At 37.8% G+C, this 21,887-nt stretch carries 24 protein-coding genes and 1 pseudogene; 1 reads left to right on the forward strand and 24 read right to left on the reverse strand.

All coding sequences use genetic code 11. The features are described 5' to 3' along the window. The 13 genes and pseudogenes from CDO33_RS12700 to CDO33_RS21290 all read right to left on the reverse strand — a co-directional run bounded on the left by CDO33_RS12700 (window position 1) and on the right by CDO33_RS21290 (window position 11,707). Window positions 1-780, reverse strand: coding sequence for an ABC transporter permease (locus CDO33_RS12700; RefSeq protein WP_103083317.1), 780 nt, complete (start codon window positions 778-780; stop codon window positions 1-3). Beyond that, a complete protein-coding gene (locus CDO33_RS12705) occupies window positions 773-1,720 on the reverse strand; it encodes an ATP-binding cassette domain-containing protein (RefSeq protein WP_103083318.1) in 948 nt (315 codons plus the stop codon). The genes CDO33_RS12700 and CDO33_RS12705 overlap by 8 nt, the downstream gene beginning before the upstream one ends. 339 nt (window positions 1,721-2,059) lie before the next feature. After that, window positions 2,060-2,530 carry a hypothetical protein gene (locus CDO33_RS12710; RefSeq protein ID WP_242973304.1) on the reverse strand — a complete coding sequence of 157 codons (471 nt, stop codon included), beginning with the start codon at window positions 2,528-2,530 and terminating at the stop codon, window positions 2,060-2,062. 770 nt (window positions 2,531-3,300) lie between these two features. Beyond that, the gene (locus tag CDO33_RS12715) at window positions 3,301-4,278 is read right to left on the reverse strand and encodes a serine hydrolase domain-containing protein (RefSeq protein WP_242974034.1); all 978 of its coding nucleotides are present in this window, start codon (window positions 4,276-4,278) and stop codon (window positions 3,301-3,303) included. Window positions 4,279-4,807: 529 nt separating this feature from the next. Continuing rightward, window positions 4,808-6,019, reverse strand: a complete 1,212-nt coding sequence (locus tag CDO33_RS12720) for an IS256 family transposase (RefSeq protein WP_192875030.1) — start codon at window positions 6,017-6,019, stop codon at window positions 4,808-4,810. A 491-nt stretch (window positions 6,020-6,510) separates the two neighbouring features. Next, window positions 6,511-7,095 carry a flavin reductase family protein gene (locus tag CDO33_RS12725; protein WP_242973302.1) on the reverse strand — a complete coding sequence of 195 codons (585 nt, stop codon included), beginning with the start codon at window positions 7,093-7,095 and terminating at the stop codon, window positions 6,511-6,513. Between the two features lie 2 nt (window positions 7,096-7,097). After that, a complete protein-coding gene (locus CDO33_RS12730; RefSeq protein ID WP_242973301.1) occupies window positions 7,098-7,541 on the reverse strand; it encodes a MarR family transcriptional regulator in 444 nt (147 codons plus the stop codon). Window positions 7,542-7,861: 320 nt separating this feature from the next. Next, on the reverse strand, window positions 7,862-8,107 hold the full coding sequence (locus tag CDO33_RS21275; RefSeq protein WP_338053266.1) for a sensor histidine kinase: 246 nt from the start codon (window positions 8,105-8,107) through the stop codon (window positions 7,862-7,864). 293 nt (window positions 8,108-8,400) lie between these two features. Next, a pseudogene (locus tag CDO33_RS21585) lies at window positions 8,401-9,174 on the reverse strand (histidine kinase dimerization/phospho-acceptor domain-containing protein); the annotation flags it as partial. 1 nt (window position 9,175) lies between these two features. Next, a complete protein-coding gene (locus CDO33_RS12740) occupies window positions 9,176-9,862 on the reverse strand; it encodes a response regulator transcription factor (protein ID WP_103082838.1) in 687 nt (228 codons plus the stop codon). Window positions 9,863-9,946: 84 nt separating this feature from the next. Then, window positions 9,947-10,282, reverse strand: a complete 336-nt coding sequence (locus CDO33_RS12745; RefSeq protein ID WP_103082839.1) for a hypothetical protein — start codon at window positions 10,280-10,282, stop codon at window positions 9,947-9,949. A gap of 782 nt (window positions 10,283-11,064) precedes the next feature. Beyond that, entirely contained in the window at window positions 11,065-11,310 is a 246-nt protein-coding gene (locus tag CDO33_RS21285) for a hypothetical protein (RefSeq protein ID WP_242973958.1), read from the reverse strand. Window positions 11,311-11,320: 10 nt separating this feature from the next. After that, window positions 11,321-11,707 carry a hypothetical protein gene (locus CDO33_RS21290; protein ID WP_242974812.1) on the reverse strand — a complete coding sequence of 129 codons (387 nt, stop codon included), beginning with the start codon at window positions 11,705-11,707 and terminating at the stop codon, window positions 11,321-11,323. On the opposite strand from CDO33_RS21290, the gene CDO33_RS12755 reads away from it, so the two are divergent. Next, window positions 11,685-12,290 (forward strand): ABC transporter permease, encoded by a 606-nt coding sequence (locus CDO33_RS12755; protein ID WP_103082840.1) that lies wholly within the window; start codon window positions 11,685-11,687, stop codon window positions 12,288-12,290. The two genes, CDO33_RS21290 and CDO33_RS12755, sit on opposite strands and share 23 nt — an antisense overlap. Before the next feature lie 211 nt (window positions 12,291-12,501). On the opposite strand, the gene CDO33_RS12760 is transcribed toward CDO33_RS12755, so the two are convergent. The 11 genes from CDO33_RS12760 to CDO33_RS12810 form a co-directional block, all read right to left on the reverse strand. Continuing rightward, a complete protein-coding gene (locus CDO33_RS12760) occupies window positions 12,502-12,729 on the reverse strand; it encodes a hypothetical protein (protein ID WP_103082841.1) in 228 nt (75 codons plus the stop codon). 332 nt (window positions 12,730-13,061) lie between these two features. Continuing rightward, window positions 13,062-14,531, reverse strand: coding sequence for an MATE family efflux transporter (locus CDO33_RS12765; RefSeq protein ID WP_103082842.1), 1,470 nt, complete (start codon window positions 14,529-14,531; stop codon window positions 13,062-13,064). A 207-nt stretch (window positions 14,532-14,738) separates the two neighbouring features. Beyond that, complete coding sequence (gene ant(6), locus CDO33_RS12770; RefSeq protein ID WP_103082843.1) at window positions 14,739-15,596, reverse strand: aminoglycoside 6-adenylyltransferase; 858 nt, start codon at window positions 15,594-15,596, stop codon at window positions 14,739-14,741. Window positions 15,597-15,633: 37 nt separating this feature from the next. Further along, on the reverse strand, window positions 15,634-15,948 hold the full coding sequence (locus tag CDO33_RS12775; RefSeq protein ID WP_103082844.1) for an ArsR/SmtB family transcription factor: 315 nt from the start codon (window positions 15,946-15,948) through the stop codon (window positions 15,634-15,636). Continuing rightward, window positions 15,920-16,525, reverse strand: a complete 606-nt coding sequence (locus CDO33_RS12780; protein WP_103082845.1) for a 4Fe-4S binding protein — start codon at window positions 16,523-16,525, stop codon at window positions 15,920-15,922. The genes CDO33_RS12775 and CDO33_RS12780 overlap by 29 nt, the downstream gene beginning before the upstream one ends. After that, entirely contained in the window at window positions 16,522-16,719 is a 198-nt protein-coding gene (locus CDO33_RS12785) for an ATP-binding protein (protein WP_103082846.1), read from the reverse strand. Before CDO33_RS12785 ends, CDO33_RS12780 begins: the two co-directional genes overlap by 4 nt. A 482-nt stretch (window positions 16,720-17,201) precedes the next feature. Then, on the reverse strand, window positions 17,202-17,594 hold the full coding sequence (locus tag CDO33_RS12790) for a secondary thiamine-phosphate synthase enzyme YjbQ (RefSeq protein WP_103082847.1): 393 nt from the start codon (window positions 17,592-17,594) through the stop codon (window positions 17,202-17,204). 714 nt (window positions 17,595-18,308) lie between these two features. Beyond that, the gene (locus CDO33_RS12795; protein WP_103082848.1) at window positions 18,309-18,725 is read right to left on the reverse strand and encodes a YjdF family protein; all 417 of its coding nucleotides are present in this window, start codon (window positions 18,723-18,725) and stop codon (window positions 18,309-18,311) included. A 4-nt stretch (window positions 18,726-18,729) separates the two neighbouring features. Next, window positions 18,730-19,254 (reverse strand): PadR family transcriptional regulator, encoded by a 525-nt coding sequence (locus CDO33_RS12800; protein ID WP_103082849.1) that lies wholly within the window; start codon window positions 19,252-19,254, stop codon window positions 18,730-18,732. A 275-nt stretch (window positions 19,255-19,529) separates the two neighbouring features. Further along, the gene (locus CDO33_RS12805; protein ID WP_103082850.1) at window positions 19,530-20,105 is read right to left on the reverse strand and encodes a helix-turn-helix transcriptional regulator; all 576 of its coding nucleotides are present in this window, start codon (window positions 20,103-20,105) and stop codon (window positions 19,530-19,532) included. Window positions 20,106-20,670: 565 nt separating this feature from the next. Beyond that, window positions 20,671-21,762: a DUF362 domain-containing protein gene (locus CDO33_RS12810; RefSeq protein WP_333551972.1), complete on the reverse strand. Its 1,092-nt coding sequence runs from the start codon at window positions 21,760-21,762 to the stop codon at window positions 20,671-20,673. Window positions 21,763-21,887 lie beyond the last annotated feature (125 nt).

Consider the following 21,887-nt stretch of genomic DNA (forward strand, 5'->3'; position numbering starts at 1 on the left):
TTACACCCCAACACTTTCGTATTTTTTTATTCCTATATTCCATAAGACCTTGCTTAGAACTAAAAGCGCAAAAGACCAAAGACAGCCGGTTAGTATTGTATTCCATGCGTTTATATAAGTATGCTCTCCCATCAAAATAGAAGTAGGCACATAGCTTATATACGGAAAAGGGGTTTTATATATAATCGACTGGACATGCTCCGGCAGAATATAAAGCGGAAATATTGTCCCCGAAAATGCTGCAATTACCAGGTTCTTAATGGCGCTGATTCCCCAAATCTCTGTGAGCCAAAAGGATAGCGTGCCTATAATAAATGAGATGCTGTATCCGATGCTGCATGCGATCAATATGCTTATTACAGTAAGCAAGATGGTCATTACAGATACACGCTCGAAGAAAGCAATAACCACCAAAAACGGCACATAAAAGGTCAAAGTTTTTACAAGCTTTATCGCCAAGTCATTAACTATATAATTCCTTAAAGGGCTTATTGGAGACAATAGCTTATAAGCAAGCTGATATGATCTGATATCATAGGAAATCCGATTCTCCATGTCCGTCATAGTGACGGTAAACAGCACATTTGTCAATACCACATATATGATGATTTTGGGAATCGAGTATGAAGTATCTTTTGAAATTACCCCCACAATAAACAATACATTAATAATTATAGGTATTGCTAAATCACCTAAAAAGGATAATGCTACGTATGATTTGTATTTAAAAAATAAGTTTGCCTGGAATTTTATTGCATTATGGTAAAATTTCCTATTCACGTTCTAATAACTCCTCTATCATATTTCCCAGTTCTTTTTCCTCTATGGTTAACTCTGTTATTTTTGAAATCTGATATAATTCATTCAGAATTTGATCCACATCATTTTTATTGCATTCATAATGGCACCTGTCGTTATCAATTTTAATCGTAGGATACAGCCTTTCCAGCTTTTCTCTTTTAGAACTGTCGATTGTAAAGCTTAAACGTACATTGTTATCAAATTCATTGGGTAAATTTTCAATTTTGCCTAAATAAACAACCCTACCCTCCTTTATAATTAGAAGATTGGTAGAAATATCTTTAATATCCTGAAGATTATGGCTCGTGAGAATAATAGATGCATTGTTTTTCTTACAGTATTCTCTTAAGAACACCCTAATGTTTCTGCTCGATTTATCATCTAATCCCAATGTAGGCTCATCTAAGAAAATAACCTTAGGATTGTTTATAAAGGCAAGACTAATTTCACCCTTCATCCTTTGCCCTAGAGACAGGGAACGGGTCTGCTTTTCTAACAGTTGCTTTTCCTGATTTAAAATCTCCGACATTTCATCAATTCTGCGAAGGATTTCTGATTTTGATAATCCATACATGGAACCATACAGCAAAGATATTTCATATATGGACATATCGGGGTGCAGCTTTCCTTTTTGACCCAGTAAAAGGCTCACGTCTTTTTTAAATTTCTTAGTTTTTTTAAAGGGATCTTCGCCGTTCACTTCAATTTTACCGCTGTCCGGAAGCAATATCCCTGAAGTCATCTTGACTATAGTAGTTTTTCCTGCTCCATTGGAACCTACCAAGCCCAATATTTCTCCGTTATTTACATCGAAGCTTACATCCTTCACAGCATTAATGTATCTTTTTTCTCTTTTGAATAAGCCTGTATTTACATAATAATGATATTTTTTATTTATGTTCTTAACTTTAATCCCCATTGTTTCCCCCAACTTAAGATAGTTCTCTTTTCCATGCCGCTGTCAATGACGTCCAAACATTCTACCAATATAATCCATGCTTCTTGTTTGGCACAACTCAACAATTTTTTCTCTATATAATAAAGATAGCTATACTCCGGCTTTACAGCTCAGCTTTTCACCTCTAACAGGAATATATGGCGTACTGACTGCATATTTGGCATCATGACCAGCACAATCCGTGACATATCTACAATATTTGGCCGATTTTAATTAAACAGACACATCAGCATTCATCAAATATCAGTAAATATTAACTTTTATTTCCATATTACGAGGAATCTTCTTCTTTTCAATAAATCACCGGCTGTTTATATAAGTAACATAAATATGCCCAACACCAAACATAGCTGCACAAACTACCAGAAGCCAATGATGAAGAGCCAAACCACTGATCAAAAAAATGAATGTCGGTATAATTGCAAGAGCCATGGCCTTCCAATAGCTTCTCTTTTTGAAATACAGAATCCAAATAAAAACGTATGCAAAGAGCAGCAAGCCTTCACTCACAAGGTAAGCAAGAAATATTTCAAAGCTTTTAAACTCAAACTTCCATACAAACAGCGGAAGCCACATAAGAATTATGCAGCCGTATCTGCCTATCTGCTCAATGGCATTCATAATCTTATTACGGCATCTATTTTCTATGTCCTTATTTTTAATAGCATAGAAAATATTGGGTATTAACAGAATGATTACTATAGCTGCGCCAAATAGATTAATCCATCCGAATTCCATAACCACCTCTTCAAATATGAAACTCTTATCCATTGCTCTATAGCTTTGGAAGTGTATTTATCATCCCATATGGCATTTCGGAAAACCTATGACAAATTTTAAGGATTATTGGCCAATTCGTTGCCTTTTCTTTTCCTTTAGCATACCTTTATATAAAAAATTAGCAAATTCATTCAATAGTGAGCTAAAATCTTTTACTCTTTTTCTTCACCTTAAAAGCACTTAGTATCTTATCTATAAATCATGTACTTTTGAGATTCTACCTGAAGCTCTGCTTTATGGGATACTGCCTTAACGGTACAACTCACATCTTACTACATTTTACCATATATTATTGAAATTTTGCTGTGAAATCATAAATATTAATTTTGCTTCCTTTATCAGTAACTGCCTTCCACCTATTTTCTCAGGCATCTCACTTGCTTTCCCTTCTAGCAACAAGTAAAAATATGCCTGTTGTAGCTAGGCTCTAGCAACATCTGACCTAAATAAGATTATGAACATACCCACGGACAGGGCTTTCCAAAATTAGGGTAATAAGAAAAGCACCTGCACTTACAGATGCTTTAAATACAAATACCAATGAAATTTTATATAGTTGAACCTCATAAAATCGAAACTTTTTCATCATATCTCTCCTAAATATATTTGCCCATGTGGTCTTTTATGAAAATCATATGTCTCGTCCTAAAAATACTTTTCTTTAAATCCGGAGCAAAATTTTTCTTTCCGGCAATTACTTCCTCAGCTATAAATCTGACTGCTTTTAAGCTCTATTCTTAGGAGGAACTACGATTTTCCGATTACTGAACGCCCGCTAATGGTTCAATGTGTTTTTGGATGAATTCAATTCTATCAAAAACTAATGGCTTAAATGTTGATGTAATAGATACAACTATGTTTTTTGCACCATTTATATAGATGATATTTCCACCATCACCTATTGCCGAAAATATTTGCTTCTCCTCATCAACAATCCACCAAAGATAACCGTATTTCATATATCCAAACTTCTCACCGCAAGATACTTTAGGCGATAGCATTCGCTCAATCCATTCTGCTGAAACAACTCTCTTATATCCATATATTCCTTTGTCGAGACACATCTGCCCAATCTTCAGCATTTCATCCGCTGATAAGCAAAGTCCAAAGCCTGCTGACGCTATACCGGAAGAATCGCAGTACCACACCGCTTTCTTGGGGCTTTTGGATGTAACAAATTCAATATGTTCTTCTTTGCTATGTACGGAAATACTTTGCCGCCTCTCTATACCCAAAGGCTCAAACAGATATTTATTGGCAAATTCAATAGTTGGCATTTGACTGACTTTAGTTATTATTGCACTCAATATTTGGATTCCTAAAGTAGAATATTTAAAATCTCCTGTTAATCCTTTTCTGCCGCCCAATAGATCAAGGACTTCTTTAGTCCAGTTTTCACTTGTGCATACTTTTGTCCATGGTTCTGATTTAAACTTATATGGAGCTGTCATTGTAAGCAAATGATGCAATGTAATCTCTTGTATCGTTCGTTCGCCTCGCTTTATGCTATAATTCGAGAAAAAGTCCAGAACTTTTGCATTTTCGCTTTCTATTAATCTCTTTTCAATGGCAATTCCTATCAACAATCCTATGATGCTCTTTGTTACAGAGGCAGCATGCACTTTATTTGCAAAGCTGTAGCCATTCCAGGTTTCTCTGCAAAAAACCTCTCCATCTCTGCTGGCTGATATCTGGCAAATGTTTGGATATGTTTCTTTCACATACTCATATAATTCCATACTTATCACAATCTCCATTCTCGATTAGTGGAAAGTACTTTCCAAAGTGATATACCATTGATAGATTATGTTAATATAAAATTATTTTCAATAAGCAATTTTCATAAAGTTAAAAATAGAACTCAAGAGGATTATCTCCCCTGTTCTTATTATGAATGTCAAAATCAGCTTATTTAGTTAACATAATTTTAGCATTTTGCAAAACTTTTTGATTGAGAGGCACTTTATTTTTCTCTATTATTGGTTTTACCTATATTCCCGACGATAGCGTCTTGTCAAGTGGTGTAAATTAGCATCTACTTTGGTCTCTGATATTATCGCTAATGTGGTTGTCAAGGGCCAAAAACAGGCTTTTCCTTGACAACCACATTCCGCCATGCCCTGTTTTTAGTGCCGAGGGATGAAGGGAAGAAGCAAGCTTAAGTTTACCACATCCCCCGTAATTTTCCATTATAGCATGGCGGACGCTGCCTATGCGGAAGTCCGTATAGGAAAACCACCTCAGGAATCAGCTAAAAAAGCAAGCATTTTATTTGTGCAGCAGTGATGTCGACGACAGAGTATAGGGAGCAAGCGCTGGATTTACTACCTTGTTCATTGATTCCTTGCTGAAATATCTACGGCCAATCTGCCACTCCTCATGCTGCTCAATGAGTAATGTCCCTACCAGTCGTAGTACCGACGGGCGGTTTGGAAATATGCTCACAACATCTGTCCTTCGCCGTATCTCTCTGTTTAACCGTTCCAACGGGTTTGTCGAATGGATCTGTGCCCAATGCTCCGATGGAAAGGCCATGTACTGCAGCACATTCTCGCACCCATTCTCCAGGATTTCCATTGCCTTGGGGAATCGGTCCTTCAACTGGGAAACAACCGTGTATAGTTGTTCTTTTGCAGCCTTCTGATCAGGTGCAGCAAAAATAGTCCTAACAATGGCCGATACCATTCCTTGTTGTTTGCGAGGTACCTGGCATAATACATTACGCATAAAATGCACCCGACACCGCTGCCATGCACAACCGCTTAATACTTCGTTTATTGCCCCTTTCAGGCCTTCATGGGCGTCACTGATGACCAGTTTCACTCCTCTTAGGCCTCGGCTTACCAAACGGCGTAAAAAGTCTGTCCAAAAAGGACCACTCTCTGCCATACCTATATCAAAGCCCAGTATTTCTCGTTCCCCATTTTCATTCACACCTACTGCAACCACCAGTGCCATGTTTTCTACATGCCCGCCTTCACGGACCTTTGGAAAGGTTGCATCTAGCCGTAAATATGGGTATTGTAATGTCAAAGGGCGGTGAACAAACCCTTGGACATGTTCGTCCAGCTCCTGACTGATACGGGATACGGCGCTCTTATCAATCCCTTCCATCCCAAGCGCTTGAACCAGTTCATCCACCTTGCGAGTGCTGACCCCATGGACATAGGCCTCTTGAATTACATTGACCAGTGCTTTTTCCCACATGCGGCGAGGCTCCAAGAAACTTGGGAAATAGCTTCCCTCACGCAGCTTCGGTATTTTTAGTTCAATTGTTCCCAGACGGGTCTCGTAGGGTCTGGTACGGGTACCGTTGCGATGGTTGTTCCGTTCATCGGTACGCTCATACTTTTGAGCGCCGATTTTTGCCGTTACTTCAGCCTCCATCAGCTTTTGTAGGATGAATGCCATGGTCTCACGCATAAAATCTCCATTTTTTACATCTCCATAAACCTTGAAAATTTCTTCGATTAATGGCATTATATCTTTTGTAGCCACGATATGACCTCCTCTACCTTATTGATTTGTGAGACCTAATAAAGTAGATGCCATATCGTGGCTCGTTTGTCAAAGGACAATATTTACCACCGGAATTACGCTGCCGATTTTACACCACTACATAAGACTATAACTTCCCGACAAAAAGGGTGTTCAAAAAAGTCCCACCCTAACCTTTATAAAATAAACGAATAGAAAAGCATTAGAATATTGTATCAAAATGGTGTTTCAAGCTACTTCAAAAGTACCGGTTTAGATTTCAGCCGTATTCCTCATAACCTTTGTTTCGAATTCTGACGGGACTGCCATGCTTTTTCACAATTCCGGCATTTGTGCAACCCATAATTGTTGTATAGACTTGTAAAATAGGCGCTCAAAAAAATAAACGGATAGGCTATGAAAAATCATCCATCCGTTTATCATATGAACTTGTTTGTGTAACAAAAGTATAATACCAAAACTCGAGCTGTCTGTTACTTTTTACTGAATAAGTCTTTCCAGTCGCCGGTTTTGCCCAAAGTTGTGTAGTTTAGTGTATAATATTGTCCCTCTCCAATCCACATTACAGGGGCAGCCATACGCAACCGTTCCTCTGCACTTATCGAGTTATCTATAAGTTCTTTGGCTACTAATGTATTGTGGATTTTACATAAAAATACCTCACCGTCATTCAGTGGTATGGAATGCTGAACTTCAAGCTCAAACACCCACGGGCTATTCTTTAGTACCGGAACATTCAATACCGAACCGCGTTCGATTTCAATAGGAATATCCATTTTTCCAGTCTTATATCCCTCTGTGTTGCCTAAATAGTCCGCAAGATGCAGCATGGATTCACTGACAAGGTTAGCAGAAAACACTTTGCTTGCCCGTATACGATCTTTTGTCAATTTTTCGCCGCCGATACAAGCCATAACGCCCAATTCGCCATCCCAACAATAACTGAACCAACAGAACAAACCAAAGTTCGGTGTTCCGTCCTCTTTATATGTACCATACAGAAACAATGTTTGCGGGCATAATTTATTCTCCGGGCCGATAGATACTTTTTCCATCATTCTTAAACTCCTTCCTTTTCAAGATTTTTGATGATTCGTCTGAGTTGGCTCTCAAAACCGATAATCTCATCATCTGTGAAGCCATCATAGAATATTTCGCTCATTTTATCCGATATCCAGTCATACTTTTCACGGTATTCGTTTGCTTTTTCCGTCACCGATATAAATATCTGCCTACGGTTTCTTTTGTCGGGTATTCTTACTATCAACCCTCCAGCTTCCATGCGGTCGAGCATGCTTGTAAGTGTTGTTTTAGCCAATGAAGTCAGCCGCCCGATCTCCGTGATTGTTAACTGACCATGCTCCCACAGCACATAAAGTATACGGCCTTGCGCACCATTGAAAATGTCAACACCGCTTTCTTTTAACAGCTTTTCAAATACTCGCCTGCTTAAATGCTGGATTTGGGATATAAGGAAACCGCCGTAAGTTTTCGTTGCAATCACCTCCTATATAGTATATTGCTATATAGCATAGTACTATATAGTACTAAATTTGTCAATAACATATCCAACCTTTTTATCATCCTTGTAGAGGCCACAAGGCAATGAGATTCACGCTACCGTTTGCAACAAGGTACGGTACATTTAAGACGAGTCGACAATATGACTTCACATCATGAAAATTAGTATTTTAAAAGCTTTACAGATTTTATTTTTCAGCATCAAGCAATTTATCTCCACATAGAACAAATCTGCTCGGATTGATGTCTTAGGCTGTTTTTATCTTTATATTACCATTCGTGGGCTCAATACAATCTCCGCCATTATACAATATCTGTAAGTGTAAATGTAAACATAGTCCAGCTATTTTCTTTGCTCTCTACGGTTATATCACCCCCAAGACGATTGACAATCGTTTTTGCAATGGATAGTCCAAGCCCGAACCCTTCATTTTCGCCTGTGCGCGAAGGATCACCTCGATAAAACCTGTCAAAAATTTTTGAAATGTCCTGAGGGGCAATTCCTTTTCCACTGTTCTTAATGGAGCAGGTAACGCTTTTTTTTTCGATTTTACCAGCGTCACATCAATGCTTCCATTTATATTTGTGTATTTTATAGCATTCTCATATAGGATTGAGAATAATTGTCTCACCATATCTATATCGCTGTTTATAACAATGTTTTGCTCAATGGAGTGAGATAATGTAATTTTCTTTTCACTCAGCATTACTTCAAAAGATGCCATTACCTCAAATATTGTCTCGCTCATATTAAAAGGTGCTCTTTCCACATTAATGCTCACATTTTCTACTTTTGCCAAGGATAAAAGGTTATTTATCAGCCTCGCCATCTTTTCCATACCGATTTTCATGTAGTCAAGCCATTCTTTCTGACTTCTTATTGTTTCATCCTGATTAATAAGCAAGGCATCATAATTCGCAGTAATAATGGACAAAGGAGTTTTTAGCTCATGAGAGGCATCTGCTATGAATTGCCGTTGTTTTTCCAATACTTCAGCAATAGGCTTTATAGCTTGGTTAGAATAAAATCTGCTGATAAAATAAATAACAACTATCAAAATAACACTAATTACAGCAAATGTAGCAAGCAAATCATTCAGAGTTTTTTGGGTATCTGTTATATCCAAAAAGGCAACTCTGTAATAAACCTCCTGACGACTGGTTCCGTCACTGCTCATTGTTGTGATATTCTCAGGGTTTTTAGTTATTGAATACATCCAAAGCCGGCCAGCTAAATTTACAGTAGATTTATTTTTATTATTCCAAGCATAATCTGTGGCTTCATAATAAATTTGATTCGGCAGTTCAATAAAAGAATCTATCTTCACCACATTTCCATTTATATCAGTACGGACAAGGAATGACGAAGAAGAATTTATATTGGGCACTCTCGATAATATTATCCCCTTTTCTTCCTGTGCATCATCATTCGATATTTCAGGTAAATTATCCGGCCTTGACATCGGTATTGGGACTATACTGTTTAATTTTCGTTGATTTTCCGCATAAATATTTCTATAGGTAGTTATATATACCACACCAAATGCAACAAGCATGACTAAAGAAGTAACAATCATATTTAGTAGCAAAAATCTATTGCGCAAGTTCTTAAACATTTTAACTGCTTTTCCTTCCTTCTTTTAAAACATAACCAATTCCACGGATTGTTTGTATTACGCACCCTGACGATAGCTGGGATAGCTTTTTTCTTAACATGGAAATGTATACTTCCACATGATTATCAGTCACGTCTTCGTCATAACCCCATATCTTTTCAATAACGCTTTCCTTGGAAACAATCATATTTTTATTTTTTATCAGAAGCTCCATTAACTGAGCTTCCTTCAATTTTAGTTTGACCTCTTTTCCATTTTTACTGAGCAGCAGTGTATGGGGCGACAACGAAATATCTCCAAAATTCAGGTTGCCATCAAAAGCCAGCACTGTATTACGTCTTCCCAGTGCACGCAAACGTGCAAGCAGTTCATCAGTATGAAAAGGCTTTGCAAGATAATCATCGGCGCCAAGGGCGAGTCCCTGAATTTTGTCTTTGATTTCACCTCTTGCGGTAAGCAGAATAATGGGGGTTACAATGCCTTTTCTGCGTACTTCTTTCAATATTGAAAAACCATCGATTTTAGGAAGCATAATGTCCAGGATGATAATGTCATATATACCTGAGAGAGCACAGTCCAATCCAAATTCTCCATCATGAGCCAAATCGACAGTATAATGATTTTTCTTCAAAACCTCTGCTACTGCCCGTGCTATATATTTTTCGTCCTCTACTAATAAAACTCTCATTTTATCCCCTCACGAATAATCTGTGACAAGGGGCAAAGAGATACCGAAATATCACCTTTGCCTCCTGTCACTATAAATTATCTTTTACTTATTCATCTGTTGTCCGGCAGGGAGCCCTTCCTTTACCTTAATTGCTGCTGCAGGGACTTCACTATCTTTAATTTTTATTGGACCCTTAGGAGCTTCGCTGGTATCAGCAATGTTCTTCACAGCAGCTTCCTCACCTTCTCTAAACTGCTGACCGGCAGGAAGTCCTTCCTTAACCTTAATCGCAGCCTCATGAACTTTGCCATCCTTAACCATCTTCGCACCCTGGGTCGCAGCAAATACGGTTGTCGCACCGAGTATAATCATTAACGATGAGCAAATAGTAATAATAGCAATTTTTCTTTTTGCCGTACTGAAAAGTTTTCCTTTCATTGATATTACCTCCGTTTAGTTATTTGCAGGTAGCTACCTTACAATTGATATCATAGACTGCAAACCTTAACCGAGCCTTAATTTTAAGAAATTTTTTAAGACCATATTGTATTTTACTGTCTGTGTCTCACCAAACTGTAAATAAATACCAAACTTATCCAGGTATACATTAATGATTTAGAAATCTTGCTTCTTCACTAGTGCTTAAGTTTAATATTCTTATAAATCACAATATGGAATCTTTAAAGATTACTTATCTCTTTCAGTACAGCATAGATGGTAAGTGAACGATTTTTATTTCTTTTCCTTTTTTTCTATAAATTCTCCTTTTTTACCGACCGTTCAAACAAAATGATTGTATAGATGTTTATTATATCTGTCAAGTTATGAATTTATTAAGGCTTTCATTCTATTGCATTTAGTGGGTTATCATTAAATAAAGAGCCCCTTTGGATTGCTCCTCAGGGGTTCTCAAAAACCATTATGTATAGCTGCTATATGTTGCATATCCTATAGAGAAAACGCCACTTCAAAACGTGTGGTATAAGCACTGGCAGCTTTCTTTCAGATATTCTAATACAATCATATACACTTAAATGAACAATATCCTATCCTGCACTTGATTTAATAATGGCTGGACATCCTCCGGTTGTGCAGCAATTCAGCCATTAATCGTTTTCGGCAGCTCACCACAGTAATGGTGTTGATTTATGTTTTTAAACTCCCTTTTGCATTTAAGGCATTGCCATATGGCGTTCGCCTCTCTCTTTGTATTCGACAGATTACCTGATATGCCTTAAAAGCACAATAGTCCTATCAATCTCCTTTTTTAAACGCCCTCTCCTGTCCGGGAGAAGATTGATCCCGCTCTTATCAGCTATTTCTTCCACCACATCATCAATTGATTTTTCATCTGTTATTATTTTTGTTTCCGTAATATGATTGTCAAAAGCGTTAATACAACGGTCGATATTTCTCTTCGCCCATGTATCTCCTCTTTGAAGCCGCCTGTTCAGTCTCTTTAGCAACGTGGTTTTATTAGCATAAAGAATATAGTGCTTTAATGCGGATACCGTCGTCAATCAGGCACTGGACTATTTCATCATAGTATTGCGGATTCACTATGGTCATGGGAACGATAATTGTCCCGGAAAAGCTTCTATACATATCTTTTAATATTGAATAATTAAAGGTTCTCCATTGTTCATAATCTTGAAAGTCAGCTTTTTTCATTTCATTTGGAATGTTATTGAATATAAAATATCCTATGTTTTCCGGATCGTATACATATGAATTTGGGATTCGCCTCTTCAATTCGTATGCACATGAAGTCTTGCCGGCTCCAAACGCCCCGTTTAACCAAATGATCATCCAAGGAAGAGGGATCAAAGACCTTTCCGCCATGGAAGTTATTAATATAAACATGTTGAGCATAGATGTAGCTACAATTTTTTTATTCATCTTTGTCTCTATGGAAATCGGTAGAGAGTTTCAAAATAGAAGCATTCAGATATATGCCAGTTTAATACCCAACAGAAAAAAGTATTTTATGTCAAAGCTCGTAGCTTATTTGTTCATATCAGTAATCATAGGATTGATTGTGAGCCTGCTTTCTATGGGTAATGGGTATTTGATTATAAGGATATTCAATAAACCTTTTCCGTCAATCTATCAGGTGATGAGGTTCCTTTTCGGATGCATTTTTATGCCCATAACTTATACTGTTCTGGCAATTTGCGCAAGCTTCTTTTTTAGGAACACAGCCGGAGGGATTGTGTCGCCTTTGTTGATTATGTTTCTGCCAAGCTTTATAAAGATATTTCCTAGTGATATCCAGGATATTTTAATCAGCATAATACCTGCATCAGCAATCCATAGCCTTTCAGGTATTGCAAGGGGTGCGGAGGATATTGGAATTGCAGTTGCCCTATTGGTATTGGCTATGTGGTGCATTTTGGGTAGCATAATAGCTGTTAGAAGTTTTGGCAAGAAGGATATTAGCAATTAGGTATACAATGGATTATTTAAAAAATAGGCTTGTGCATTCCTACTGCGTACTTCACGCATCTTGAGGACATAAAAAGGATGCCATCCCCTCAAGAACACCCTTGGACAGAGGAGGTACTATAGAAATTTATTTTGACGATTAATTGAAATATATTTTGAAAATAAAAGCGGACGCATTTACTTTCTTTAATACGTCCGCTCATAATGCCTTTTTATAAGCTTGAAGCAAAGTGCTCCATCGCCTGCTTCAATTCTTCAATTGCATCCGGTTTTATAACTGCAAAGTATTTAGGCATCATTTCCTGAAAATATGCTTTATCGAATGTTCCTGCGTCTTGACGTGCAAAGCTCTCCTCCAACAATGCCTTGGCCTCATCTTTTTTATCTTCTTTCACTCGTTCCATGAAAAAATTATAAAACATCTTTTGCCCTGGATTCATTTTTCATCATTCCTTCCATATTTCATATATAATTATTCTCACAAAATGACTTTATCAAGCAATTAAATTTGGAACAGTATTATTTACCCGAGGACCTGTGCTGCTTAGCCGTTGGAGTACATTTTTATGTCCGCGATGTTTTTATAATCCCGTTGAGTTTCAATTGAACTTCTAAGCCATCAGGTCAGATCATCAATGTTTGTATTATTTGTAAGAACAAAATGAAAATACAAAAGCATGGGATTCAGAATCAATTATTTTACCCAGCCATATTTCCTCATGAACAAATACCCGGTTTTTTGCAGTTTGAAGAAAAAATCCTGTTTAGAGACTTACAACGCATCAGCATTGGGTTCAACACACTCATTACACACATTGGAAGTAGTATCCGAGACAATATTCTGTGCCCAATTCCCGCTTTTAATAATTATTATCCCGATTATGAACTTTATAATGTCAGTCGAATAGCAAATCGGGTAAAGTATCGAAATATCCAGAGATGTAAAACGTGCTAGTACATAGGTAACCGGAACAAATACAACCCAAGTATAAACACTGTCAAAAAGGAATGTTATGAACGTTTTACCCCCAGAGCGTATGGTGAAATATACACAGTTGGTCACTGCATTAAAACCCATATACATGGCACATGTCAGCATGAAACGGGTAGCCAGCATACGTACGTCATCGGTAGTATTGTAGATATACGGAATGAAGGGCGACGTAACAGCAAGCGCACCACCAACCACAATGCAGATGCAAACATTGAAAAACATAAGCCTCCATGCAGTTTGCTTTGCACGCGGAATATCGTTGGCTCCCAGAGCCTGGCCAACCATAACAGCAACTGCGGAACCCATGGAAAAGATAAATACATTGAATAAATTCGTTATGGTGTTTGATATGTTGATGGCTGCTACCACATTTAATCCACGAGTTGAGAATATCTGCATCAAAGTGGTCATACCCAACGACCAGAACAGCTCATTCACCAGGAGCGGTATTCCCTTTTTGAATATATTAAAAGCAAGACCTTTAGGAATTCTTATTGACCGATAAAGACCTTCAACAAACCGGAACCTACCGGGGTGTCTATGGGCGTACACAAAAATTATAGCAAGCTCCACAAAGCGTGAAATAACCGTTGCTATAGCTGCACCTTCAACACCTAAGGCCGGGAACCCAAGCTTTCCATAGATCAATATGTAATTCAGGCAGAGATTGGTAATTACGCCAGCCAAGCTAGCCTTCATTGGAAGCAGGGTCTCTCCCATCTCACGGAGTGTTCCACCGTATGCCTGTGACAGGGTGAACGGCAATAGCCCCCAAAGCATTATACGAAGGTAACTCCTTCCGTACTCGAGCATGGCCGCTCTCTCGGCAGCATCCCCTTCTCCAGTCAGATACAGGAAAATCAATTGGTCTCCTCTTGTCAGAAATAAAGCAATTGCAACCGCTAAAGTGACAGTAATGGTCCAGAGCTTGAACCGCACCGTATAACGCAAGCCATCATGATCTTCTGCACCAAAAAACTGTGCACCGAATATGCCTGCACCCGAAAGACCACCAAATATGGTCAGGTTAAATACAAAGATAAGCTGGTTGGCAATGGCAACACCCGACATTTGAGGCGTTCCTACCTGCCCTATCATGATATTGTCCAAAAGGTTAACAAAGTTAGAAATGGCGTTCTGCACAATAAGTGGCAGCACCAGCATAAATACTGTGGTATAAAATTTGCGATCCCCTATAAATGTGTTACGGAATTTGCTAAAAGCGCCTGTTGATGCAATTTGCTTCATACATTATCCTCCACTGTGGCTTTTGCCGACAAAGACCATTGTATCATAAAGAAGAAACGTAGTCCAGACTGCATATACAGATAATTCCGTAGGAAACCGTTCTACTTTGTTCACATGAGAGAGAAGCTGACTTCCAGCTTGAGGAACTGTACCCAGGCGCATCTTAAACTATCAGGTTACAATCGGATTAATTTTCTTAATTTTAAACTAATCATTTCCAACATATTTCTTATACATGGCCTCTGTATATTTTGTCACATTTTTATCATACTCCGGGTAAGCAAAACCAAGTAATTCAGCTATCTCTTTGGACACTTCCCTGAACAACTGGTGGCATGCAAATAATGACTTCCATACATTTTCATAGGAATCCATACGATATGTAGACAGCAATCTGCTCCATAAATTTTCCGGTATATACTTATCCAGAAATTTATAATTCTTGCCGACGCTCAGTGTAAATCCCGTTTCTATTCCAACCTTCCATGAAATCATTCTAAGCAGTTCGGAGCGCAGAATCTGGTTCAGATGATCGATTGCAAACAGTATCTCTTTTCGGCATAATCCTTTAACAACATAGGGTGTTACATTCCAGAATTCATTGCAGCAATCATCGTACTCCCGTGCACTGGGCTTTTTAACATGATAATCTATATCTGTCGGAACTATGTCTCTTTCAATTCTGCAATCTTTGTCCATCAAAACCTTTATCAATTTATCGCCCTTTAAATAATCATCCAAATCTTCCAGCGGCAATAATGTAAGATCAATTTTATTGTAATCATCAAAAAGCATAAGATATGAATACTCTTTTTCTTCAGGAGGAAAAAGCTCCATATCCTCCGGCTTTTGCATCATTATGATATTTCCAAATTGACTAAGCCAGTCATCATTGGATATAAACGATTCCATATCGCTGACAAAATAGGTGATATCATAATCCTGAAATTCATCTTTAGGTATATTAATATTTGTGCGCGAACCCTCAAGAGTCACAATCCGGATGCGTTCGTCCTTCTGTGCTATGGAAAGGATCATGCTCATCATTTCCTGTTCTGTTCTCATTATATGCACCTTCTCATACCTTCTTAATGATGGCTCTTTATAAGCTATCCTTAGAATGATGAGAGTTATTGGGTTCGCAATAGGTTTCTCTTAATGTTTGAATAATTTTTTTAATCCTGTCATCATTAATATGATAAACATTCTGAAGGCCATATTTATCTGAGCCCAAAATACCGTAAGCCTTTAGCAGGGCCAAATTCTGAGACAAAGCCGATTGAGATATTGCAGGTATTCTTTCGTGTATTTCACTAACATTCATTGGCCTTTCAATCAGGTAGCACAAAATCATTAATCTATGCTGATTTGCCATAACCTTCAGCAATTCAGCTATCTCTTTTGCTTGTTGTTCCATTTGCTTTTACCTTCCTTCTGTACTTTAGCATGCTTATACCCTGAGTCATTGTACCCATGGGACAATATACACACCATGAGCGGGGTTTGAAGAAAAACATCGTTATCAGTCCCAAAATTGTGGATGTAAGCATAACACTATAAAATCCAAATGCGAACTGGGCGATCCAAGGCGATACAGCACTGGTATTTGTCCAGTTCCAGGGAAGCTTAATCGTCCATAAAAGAGTAACCACTTCTTTTAAATTACTGGTTCCATTAAAAACCAAATAAGTTGAAAAAATCATTATCGCAAACATAGTCATAAAAAATGCTAAAAAGCCATAACGAAACCATTTGCTTCTAATAAAGGCAGGAATGTCGCGATTTGAAGAAAGTTTCAGCCTGCCTCCTAATAATTCAAACAACTGCCCTCTTCCACAATATCTGTTACAATATATTTTACCCTTACCTATTATCGAGAGCAATAATGGAGTGAAAAAGCAAATCAGCCCTATCCAGGCAAATAGAATATTAAAAAAACCTAAAGCCAAATATACTGCAGAGAATATCCATAAATATTCATACCACTTTTTCATGATGCAACCTCCTTTTGAACAACTTGAATTACCGAAGCAGGACATACCTTCTGGCACCTTTTGCATCCAACACATAAATCTTCGTTGACCTCTGCATAAATTCCATGAAATATGGTTATGGCTTTACGAGGACAGTTTTTTTCACAAACTCCACAGGCCACACATTCTGCTTGATTTACTACCGCTTTTTTCATGTTATCCCCCTTTACTACTTGGCAATTTTATTTTCTGCACAGCATAACTCTTAATGAACATCATATATAAGTAAATTATAATATACTTATATATATGATATTATATTTAAAAATGTTAATGAAATCAATGCTTTTTTACACTATCCAGTTGCTTCTGCGTAAAGATAACACGAAGTTGAGGAGCTTTAGATGATTTGACGCACCCGGAATTTTCGCAGTGTTCCGTCAAATCTGCCGATGTTCTTGGTATGAGGGAAGTTTCTAATCATGTGACTGACAATCCGTCAGCAAACGGGTAAGCTCTTTTCGAAAGGAAACAGCCTTGTATGAAGTTATTGCTCCCGTTTGCTAATCTATTCAAGCATTTATTATCAAAGTTTGTTGCATGAGAATTTTTCTTTTTTCCTCACTCATTTTTTCTAACGCATAACGAAAAGATACTCTTGGCATAGTCTCTTCGTTTTTAATCAAAATATTACCTCTTAACCACTAATGATCTTCACATAAAACTCCCTATTTCTAGGTCCGTCAAATTCACAAAAGTAGATTCCCTGCCAGGTGCCCAGCATAAGTTTTCCGTCCTGGATTATCACGGTGCAGGATGAGCCCATGAGAGATGCCTTTATATGAGCATGGGAATTCCCTTCAAAGTGAAGGTATTCTCCAAGAACGGGATATGTTTTGTCCAGTGCGGAAATCATGTCCCGCACAACATCCGGGTCAGCATTCTCGTTTATTGTAACTCCAGCTGTCGTATGGGGCACGTATACGACTGCGATACCGTCCCGTACATTGCTGTTTCTGACCTCTTCGGCAACTCTACTGGTTATGTTGATGAACTGCTGTGGTTTTGTGGTTTGAATTTTATGGCGCATAGCATGATCCTCCTTTTCCGGATATTAGTATTGGTCAGGTATTCTATTGATATGCAGGCCATTCTGGTTCATTGAACCTTTGAAAGTAAAATTAACCACCTAATTCGTCATCAAATTAATATCTTCATGTCCGAGCTTCATTATATCAAAAGTTAGGCCCCTTTGCCAATTTCATCAAGTTGGCCTCTGATAAAACCTTGTCATCTCATCCCTACTTAATTTCAGGCTTAGCTTTTGCCCTAATAATACCTTATATTATTTCCATGAATAAATATCAAAGGCTTAGGTCGAGTTGATAGATTTTTCTTTTATAACCAGTATTTTAAAGCCTTTACATGCTCTATTCTTTAGACTTCAACACAACGCACTCCATATGATATGTGCAGCAGCCGACTTCTGCAATGATCACTGGTTTATCATGCATATAGCGGAACTTGAGGTGTTCTCCATATGAAACCCTGTTGCGATCTGCACGGTAGTAATCGAGGCATACAAAATCAAATATACTTCAACCCCAGCAGAATCGCTCATGACAAGGATAGTGATCCCTTCAGCGCTTATTCTACAAACAGTGCAAGCAATATGAGCCACCGCATCGCACCAGCATCAAAGGGTATAAAGGGAAGGGTTCAGATATATAATATTGTTTAAAAAAACTATTGCACTTAACATAACGTAAGATTGTATACCAGATTTGGTCTTTGTCCCGGAACACTACCGTCCTTTGTGCTTAGCTTTTTTCTTTTCCTGCCGCAGAGCAAATTTGCGTTCCTTTTCAGCCTCTTTCTGTTCTCGTCTTTTGGCCTTTCCCTCAATTTTGTTCTGCTCGTGCTGCAGCTTTAAGGCTTGTTGTGCTTTCGTGCCAACTCCTTTATTCTCTAATTGCTTATTGATTATTCGCTTCATGCGCTTGGGATTAATTTTTCGTTCTTCAATCTTATCTGCCTGGATATGTGGACTGAACTTCAGCTTGTGCCAGTTTTCAAGCAGGAAATCATATACCTCATAATCCTTTGGCTCTGCACCAAAGATTATTTTGCTGACCTCATATTTGTTACCATCAATACGCTCATACAAACCAATCCAAAAAGCATTTTCAAATAAAATGGTCATGCTGCTTTTGATTGTCATAATATCACTCTTCTTTAAACTGGCTTTCAAATGTATCAAGCCATTCTAAAAGAGCATGATAGAGCATCCTCTGCTGCTCAAAAATGGTTCTTCCAACAAGCGGAATATCAGCATAGGCAGCAGCATACTCATCATTGGTCTTAGCTGAAGCAGTAATGCTGTTTCGCAGCTTCTTTACCAAATCTAGAGCTTTTTCCCTGTTAATTTTATTAAGATTAGTAATGACAACATTGAAATCAAACAAAAATGATACCTGCTGACTGGCGTAGGTATTCATAAGTTCCTCAAAATAGGCACGCCCTTTTTCCGTAATGGAATATACGGCTTTATCAGCAAATTTTTCCCCCTTGACAATGTTGCTCTGAAGATAGCCTTCTTCGTTAAGCTGAATAACTTTCCGATATATAGACGGAACACTAATCTTAGTCCATCTTGGAAAATGATGATTGTCTACATCTTTTTGCAGATCGTATGCACTCTGCGGCTTTTCCAGCACCATACCAAGTATTACCAAGTCTATCGATGACATTATCTCACCACTCCTTTTACTATCAATAATAATACTATTATTAATAGTACTATCGTTGATAGCAAAAGTCAAGAGAGTGCTATTTTTTATATCTTTAATTACTCGTCAACTCTTTATTTCGTGTAGGTGTTTTTCCTCGCCCATTCATGAAGTGAGAACATGTTTCCATGGACTGATATCGTAAGCTTATGTAGATTTTATTCTTTGCGTTTATACAAGACTGCTATAAAGTTTTCATCTTTTAATATTTTCCAGGTTCATACAGCATCAAAAGATTACTTCAGAACATATGAAAACATAATTGCGATAACGAGGGTCACAACGCCTGCGGCGAATGCCAGCAATACTTTCTGATACGGCCTTTTACCTTCTTCTCTTGCCTTTGCAATTTCATCCAACCTTTTTCCTTCCGTAAATGCGATAATTTCACGAAAAGTTTGAACATCAAATTGCTTTTTCTTCTGTTCAATCAAAACAGCAAAGCAAAATGCTGATATTGCTAAAGCAACCCAAATGCCAATTCCTGCATATCCCAGAAAGTGTGCCAACGGAACAGGTGAGATGATTATCACCAGGAATAAAACTCCATATATCTGACTCAGTCTTTCAAACTTTTTCCTGTCCTCGTTTTTTACTTTTTCTTTCATAATTTCTACATCTCCTTTGATCAGATTATCAATGGAGGTTCCAAAAACTTCACTTAAAAGAATAAGGCTATTAACATCCGGATAACTTTTGCCATTTTCCCAATTGGAAATTGTCTGCCTGGATACATATACTTTTTCTGCCAGTGCATCCTGAGATAATGACATTTCATTTCGGTATTTCTTAATCTGTTTTCCAAGCTCCATTTTTGAACACCCCTTTTCCTGTTTCCAATCTAATCAAAGTTATAATTTATATCTATCAAAATGCTTTTACATAAGTCGAATAAGAGGTGATTATTTGTGTCAAAACCCTTTGACATCTGCATGTAAAAACCATTTTAGAAACAAACTCCACTTTGCGGGACTCCAAGTGTACTTATGGAATACCGGTCATTCTAACCACTTATCAACGGGATTGTGATATATTGCTATATAATTTGCTATTAAAGTACAGCGCAAATCCGCCCAGTAACAGAAATGTAGCTGATTTTGTGATAAGTTCAGGCAATGGTATCTCAATCCCGGATACAGTCTGACAAATTGTTTGTATAATCATCATGAATCCAACCATTATGCAGGCTTTAAGTAGTGAAGCTAATATAACGACAGCCAGCTTGTCTTTTTTATTTAATAAATGCAAACATACAAGCATCAACACATAAGCAAACGATTCTGGTGCGTTATGCAAAACACGTTATAACAGGAGCTAACTTAAATTAAAAACCTTTCTAGCGTCATCCCTAGCTTTCATATATAATATCTCTTATGCTTATATAAGCCTTTCCAGATATTCTACAATATCCCTGGCTTTTGGCGGACAACCACTAATACATTTTTCAAATCCTGAAGTACACGCGCCAATACCTACCCCATTGCACTGCTTACTTTTAAAACTCTGACCAATGTACAGTTTTTCTTTTAATCTATTTAAAAGGCCTTTTTCATTCAACCTTTCCAGTGCATAAATAAGGCTTCCATAGCAAGCTGAGCAGGCACAGTCCTCGACAATATGCCTTGATAACTGTTGAACTCTTCTTGAAGGTGTCAATTTTCTTGATCCATTATCCTTATTCAATTCAACAATATCAGCATTTGCCAAGTCAGTAGTGCCTACACCGATACTTTCAGCCATAGCAACATACGGAACTTCCTCAATACTAAAGCCCATCAAATGTGCCGCATATGTGTCTATCAGCACAGGGTCCTTTCCTGCAATTATCCTGTTCATCTGAACCGGATTACCACCTTCTTCGAAGTTAAGGTCACCATTCATACCATCAACAATTATGAGACTTTGCTTTACAATCTTGTTCAGATAAGCTATGGGTTTATGTAAACCCAGGGTATGAAATTTCCTTTTATCAGTATTTGGTATGCAGCCCTTCATATTCTTTAAAGCGCAAGTGATGTTAGTCTGGCAGTGCCCTTTGAGGACTGGCATGTTTATTAAATAATCAACCTTTGTAACATAATCGCAAACGTTTATCTTCAAGCCATTTACTTCATATGTTTTATATTTATCTTTTTGAAGATCGATAAGAGGAACATTATATTTCTTCGATAAATTCTCATATCCACATACTTTAAAGGCTTCTGACGTTCTATCGCCCACCCAGGAGCTTTCCATAATTACTATATTATTGCGCCCTTTTGATTTTAAATGTTCAATGAGACCTTCCACTATTTCAGGTGTGGTTGTTGCACCTGAGCTCGAAGGTTTTGCTACAACGAGATTCGGTTTAATCCCAATAAGCGCGTTTTCGTCTATTTCTTCTTCAGGTTTTATGACTTCAAGCAGCTCTTTTACCATTTGCTTGGGATTATCTCCATAAATGATGCGTATACCATTTTTGCCAATCATGATTATCAGCTCCTTAATTTATTTTATGGGAGATTCAAATTAATCCCATTCACCATCACTCACAACTCCGATGAGTCAGCAGAATCAACACATTGTTTAAGTTGATCTTTAACCATGGTGTTCAG

The organism is Clostridium thermosuccinogenes (assembly GCF_002896855.1).
GTDB lineage: Bacteria > Bacillota > Clostridia > Acetivibrionales > DSM-5807 > Pseudoclostridium > Pseudoclostridium thermosuccinogenes.

What these genes read in the sequence shown, in the direction of transcription:
- CDO33_RS12725 (WP_242973302.1), bottom strand. Translation starts at nt 7,095, where the DNA reads ATGATGGAAAAAGTATCTATCGGCCCGGAGAATAAATTATGCCCGCAA.
- CDO33_RS12745 (WP_103082839.1), bottom strand. Translation starts at nt 10,282, where the DNA reads ATGAAAGGAAAACTTTTCAGTACGGCAAAAAGAAAAATTGCTATTATT.
- CDO33_RS12720 (WP_192875030.1), bottom strand. Translation starts at nt 6,019, where the DNA reads ATGCCATTAATCGAAGAAATTTTCAAGGTTTATGGAGATGTAAAAAAT.
- CDO33_RS12760 (WP_103082841.1), bottom strand. Translation starts at nt 12,729, where the DNA reads ATGAATCCAGGGCAAAAGATGTTTTATAATTTTTTCATGGAACGAGTG.
- CDO33_RS12790 (WP_103082847.1), bottom strand. Translation starts at nt 17,594, where the DNA reads ATGCGCCATAAAATTCAAACCACAAAACCACAGCAGTTCATCAACATA.
- CDO33_RS21290 (WP_242974812.1), bottom strand. Translation starts at nt 11,707, where the DNA reads ATGTTTATATTAATAACTTCCATGGCGGAAAGGTCTTTGATCCCTCTT.
- CDO33_RS12765 (WP_103082842.1), bottom strand. Translation starts at nt 14,531, where the DNA reads ATGAAGCAAATTGCATCAACAGGCGCTTTTAGCAAATTCCGTAACACA.
- CDO33_RS12805 (WP_103082850.1), bottom strand. Translation starts at nt 20,105, where the DNA reads ATGGAGCTTGGAAAACAGATTAAGAAATACCGAAATGAAATGTCATTA.
- CDO33_RS12785 (WP_103082846.1), bottom strand. Translation starts at nt 16,719, where the DNA reads ATGAAAAAAGCGGTAGTAAATCAAGCAGAATGTGTGGCCTGTGGAGTT.
- CDO33_RS12800 (WP_103082849.1), bottom strand. Translation starts at nt 19,254, where the DNA reads ATGTCATCGATAGACTTGGTAATACTTGGTATGGTGCTGGAAAAGCCG.
- CDO33_RS12755 (WP_103082840.1), top strand. Translation starts at nt 11,685, where the DNA reads ATGGAAGTTATTAATATAAACATGTTGAGCATAGATGTAGCTACAATT.
- CDO33_RS12705 (WP_103083318.1), bottom strand. Translation starts at nt 1,720, where the DNA reads ATGGGGATTAAAGTTAAGAACATAAATAAAAAATATCATTATTATGTA.
- CDO33_RS12715 (WP_242974034.1), bottom strand. Translation starts at nt 4,278, where the DNA reads ATGGAATTATATGAGTATGTGAAAGAAACATATCCAAACATTTGCCAG.
- CDO33_RS12795 (WP_103082848.1), bottom strand. Translation starts at nt 18,725, where the DNA reads ATGACAATCAAAAGCAGCATGACCATTTTATTTGAAAATGCTTTTTGG.
- CDO33_RS12740 (WP_103082838.1), bottom strand. Translation starts at nt 9,862, where the DNA reads ATGAGAGTTTTATTAGTAGAGGACGAAAAATATATAGCACGGGCAGTA.
- CDO33_RS12810 (WP_333551972.1), bottom strand. Translation starts at nt 21,762, where the DNA reads ATGATTGGCAAAAATGGTATACGCATCATTTATGGAGATAATCCCAAG.
- CDO33_RS12780 (WP_103082845.1), bottom strand. Translation starts at nt 16,525, where the DNA reads ATGAAAAAGTGGTATGAATATTTATGGATATTCTCTGCAGTATATTTG.
- CDO33_RS12775 (WP_103082844.1), bottom strand. Translation starts at nt 15,948, where the DNA reads ATGGAACAACAAGCAAAAGAGATAGCTGAATTGCTGAAGGTTATGGCA.
- CDO33_RS12710 (WP_242973304.1), bottom strand. Translation starts at nt 2,530, where the DNA reads ATGGATAAGAGTTTCATATTTGAAGAGGTGGTTATGGAATTCGGATGG.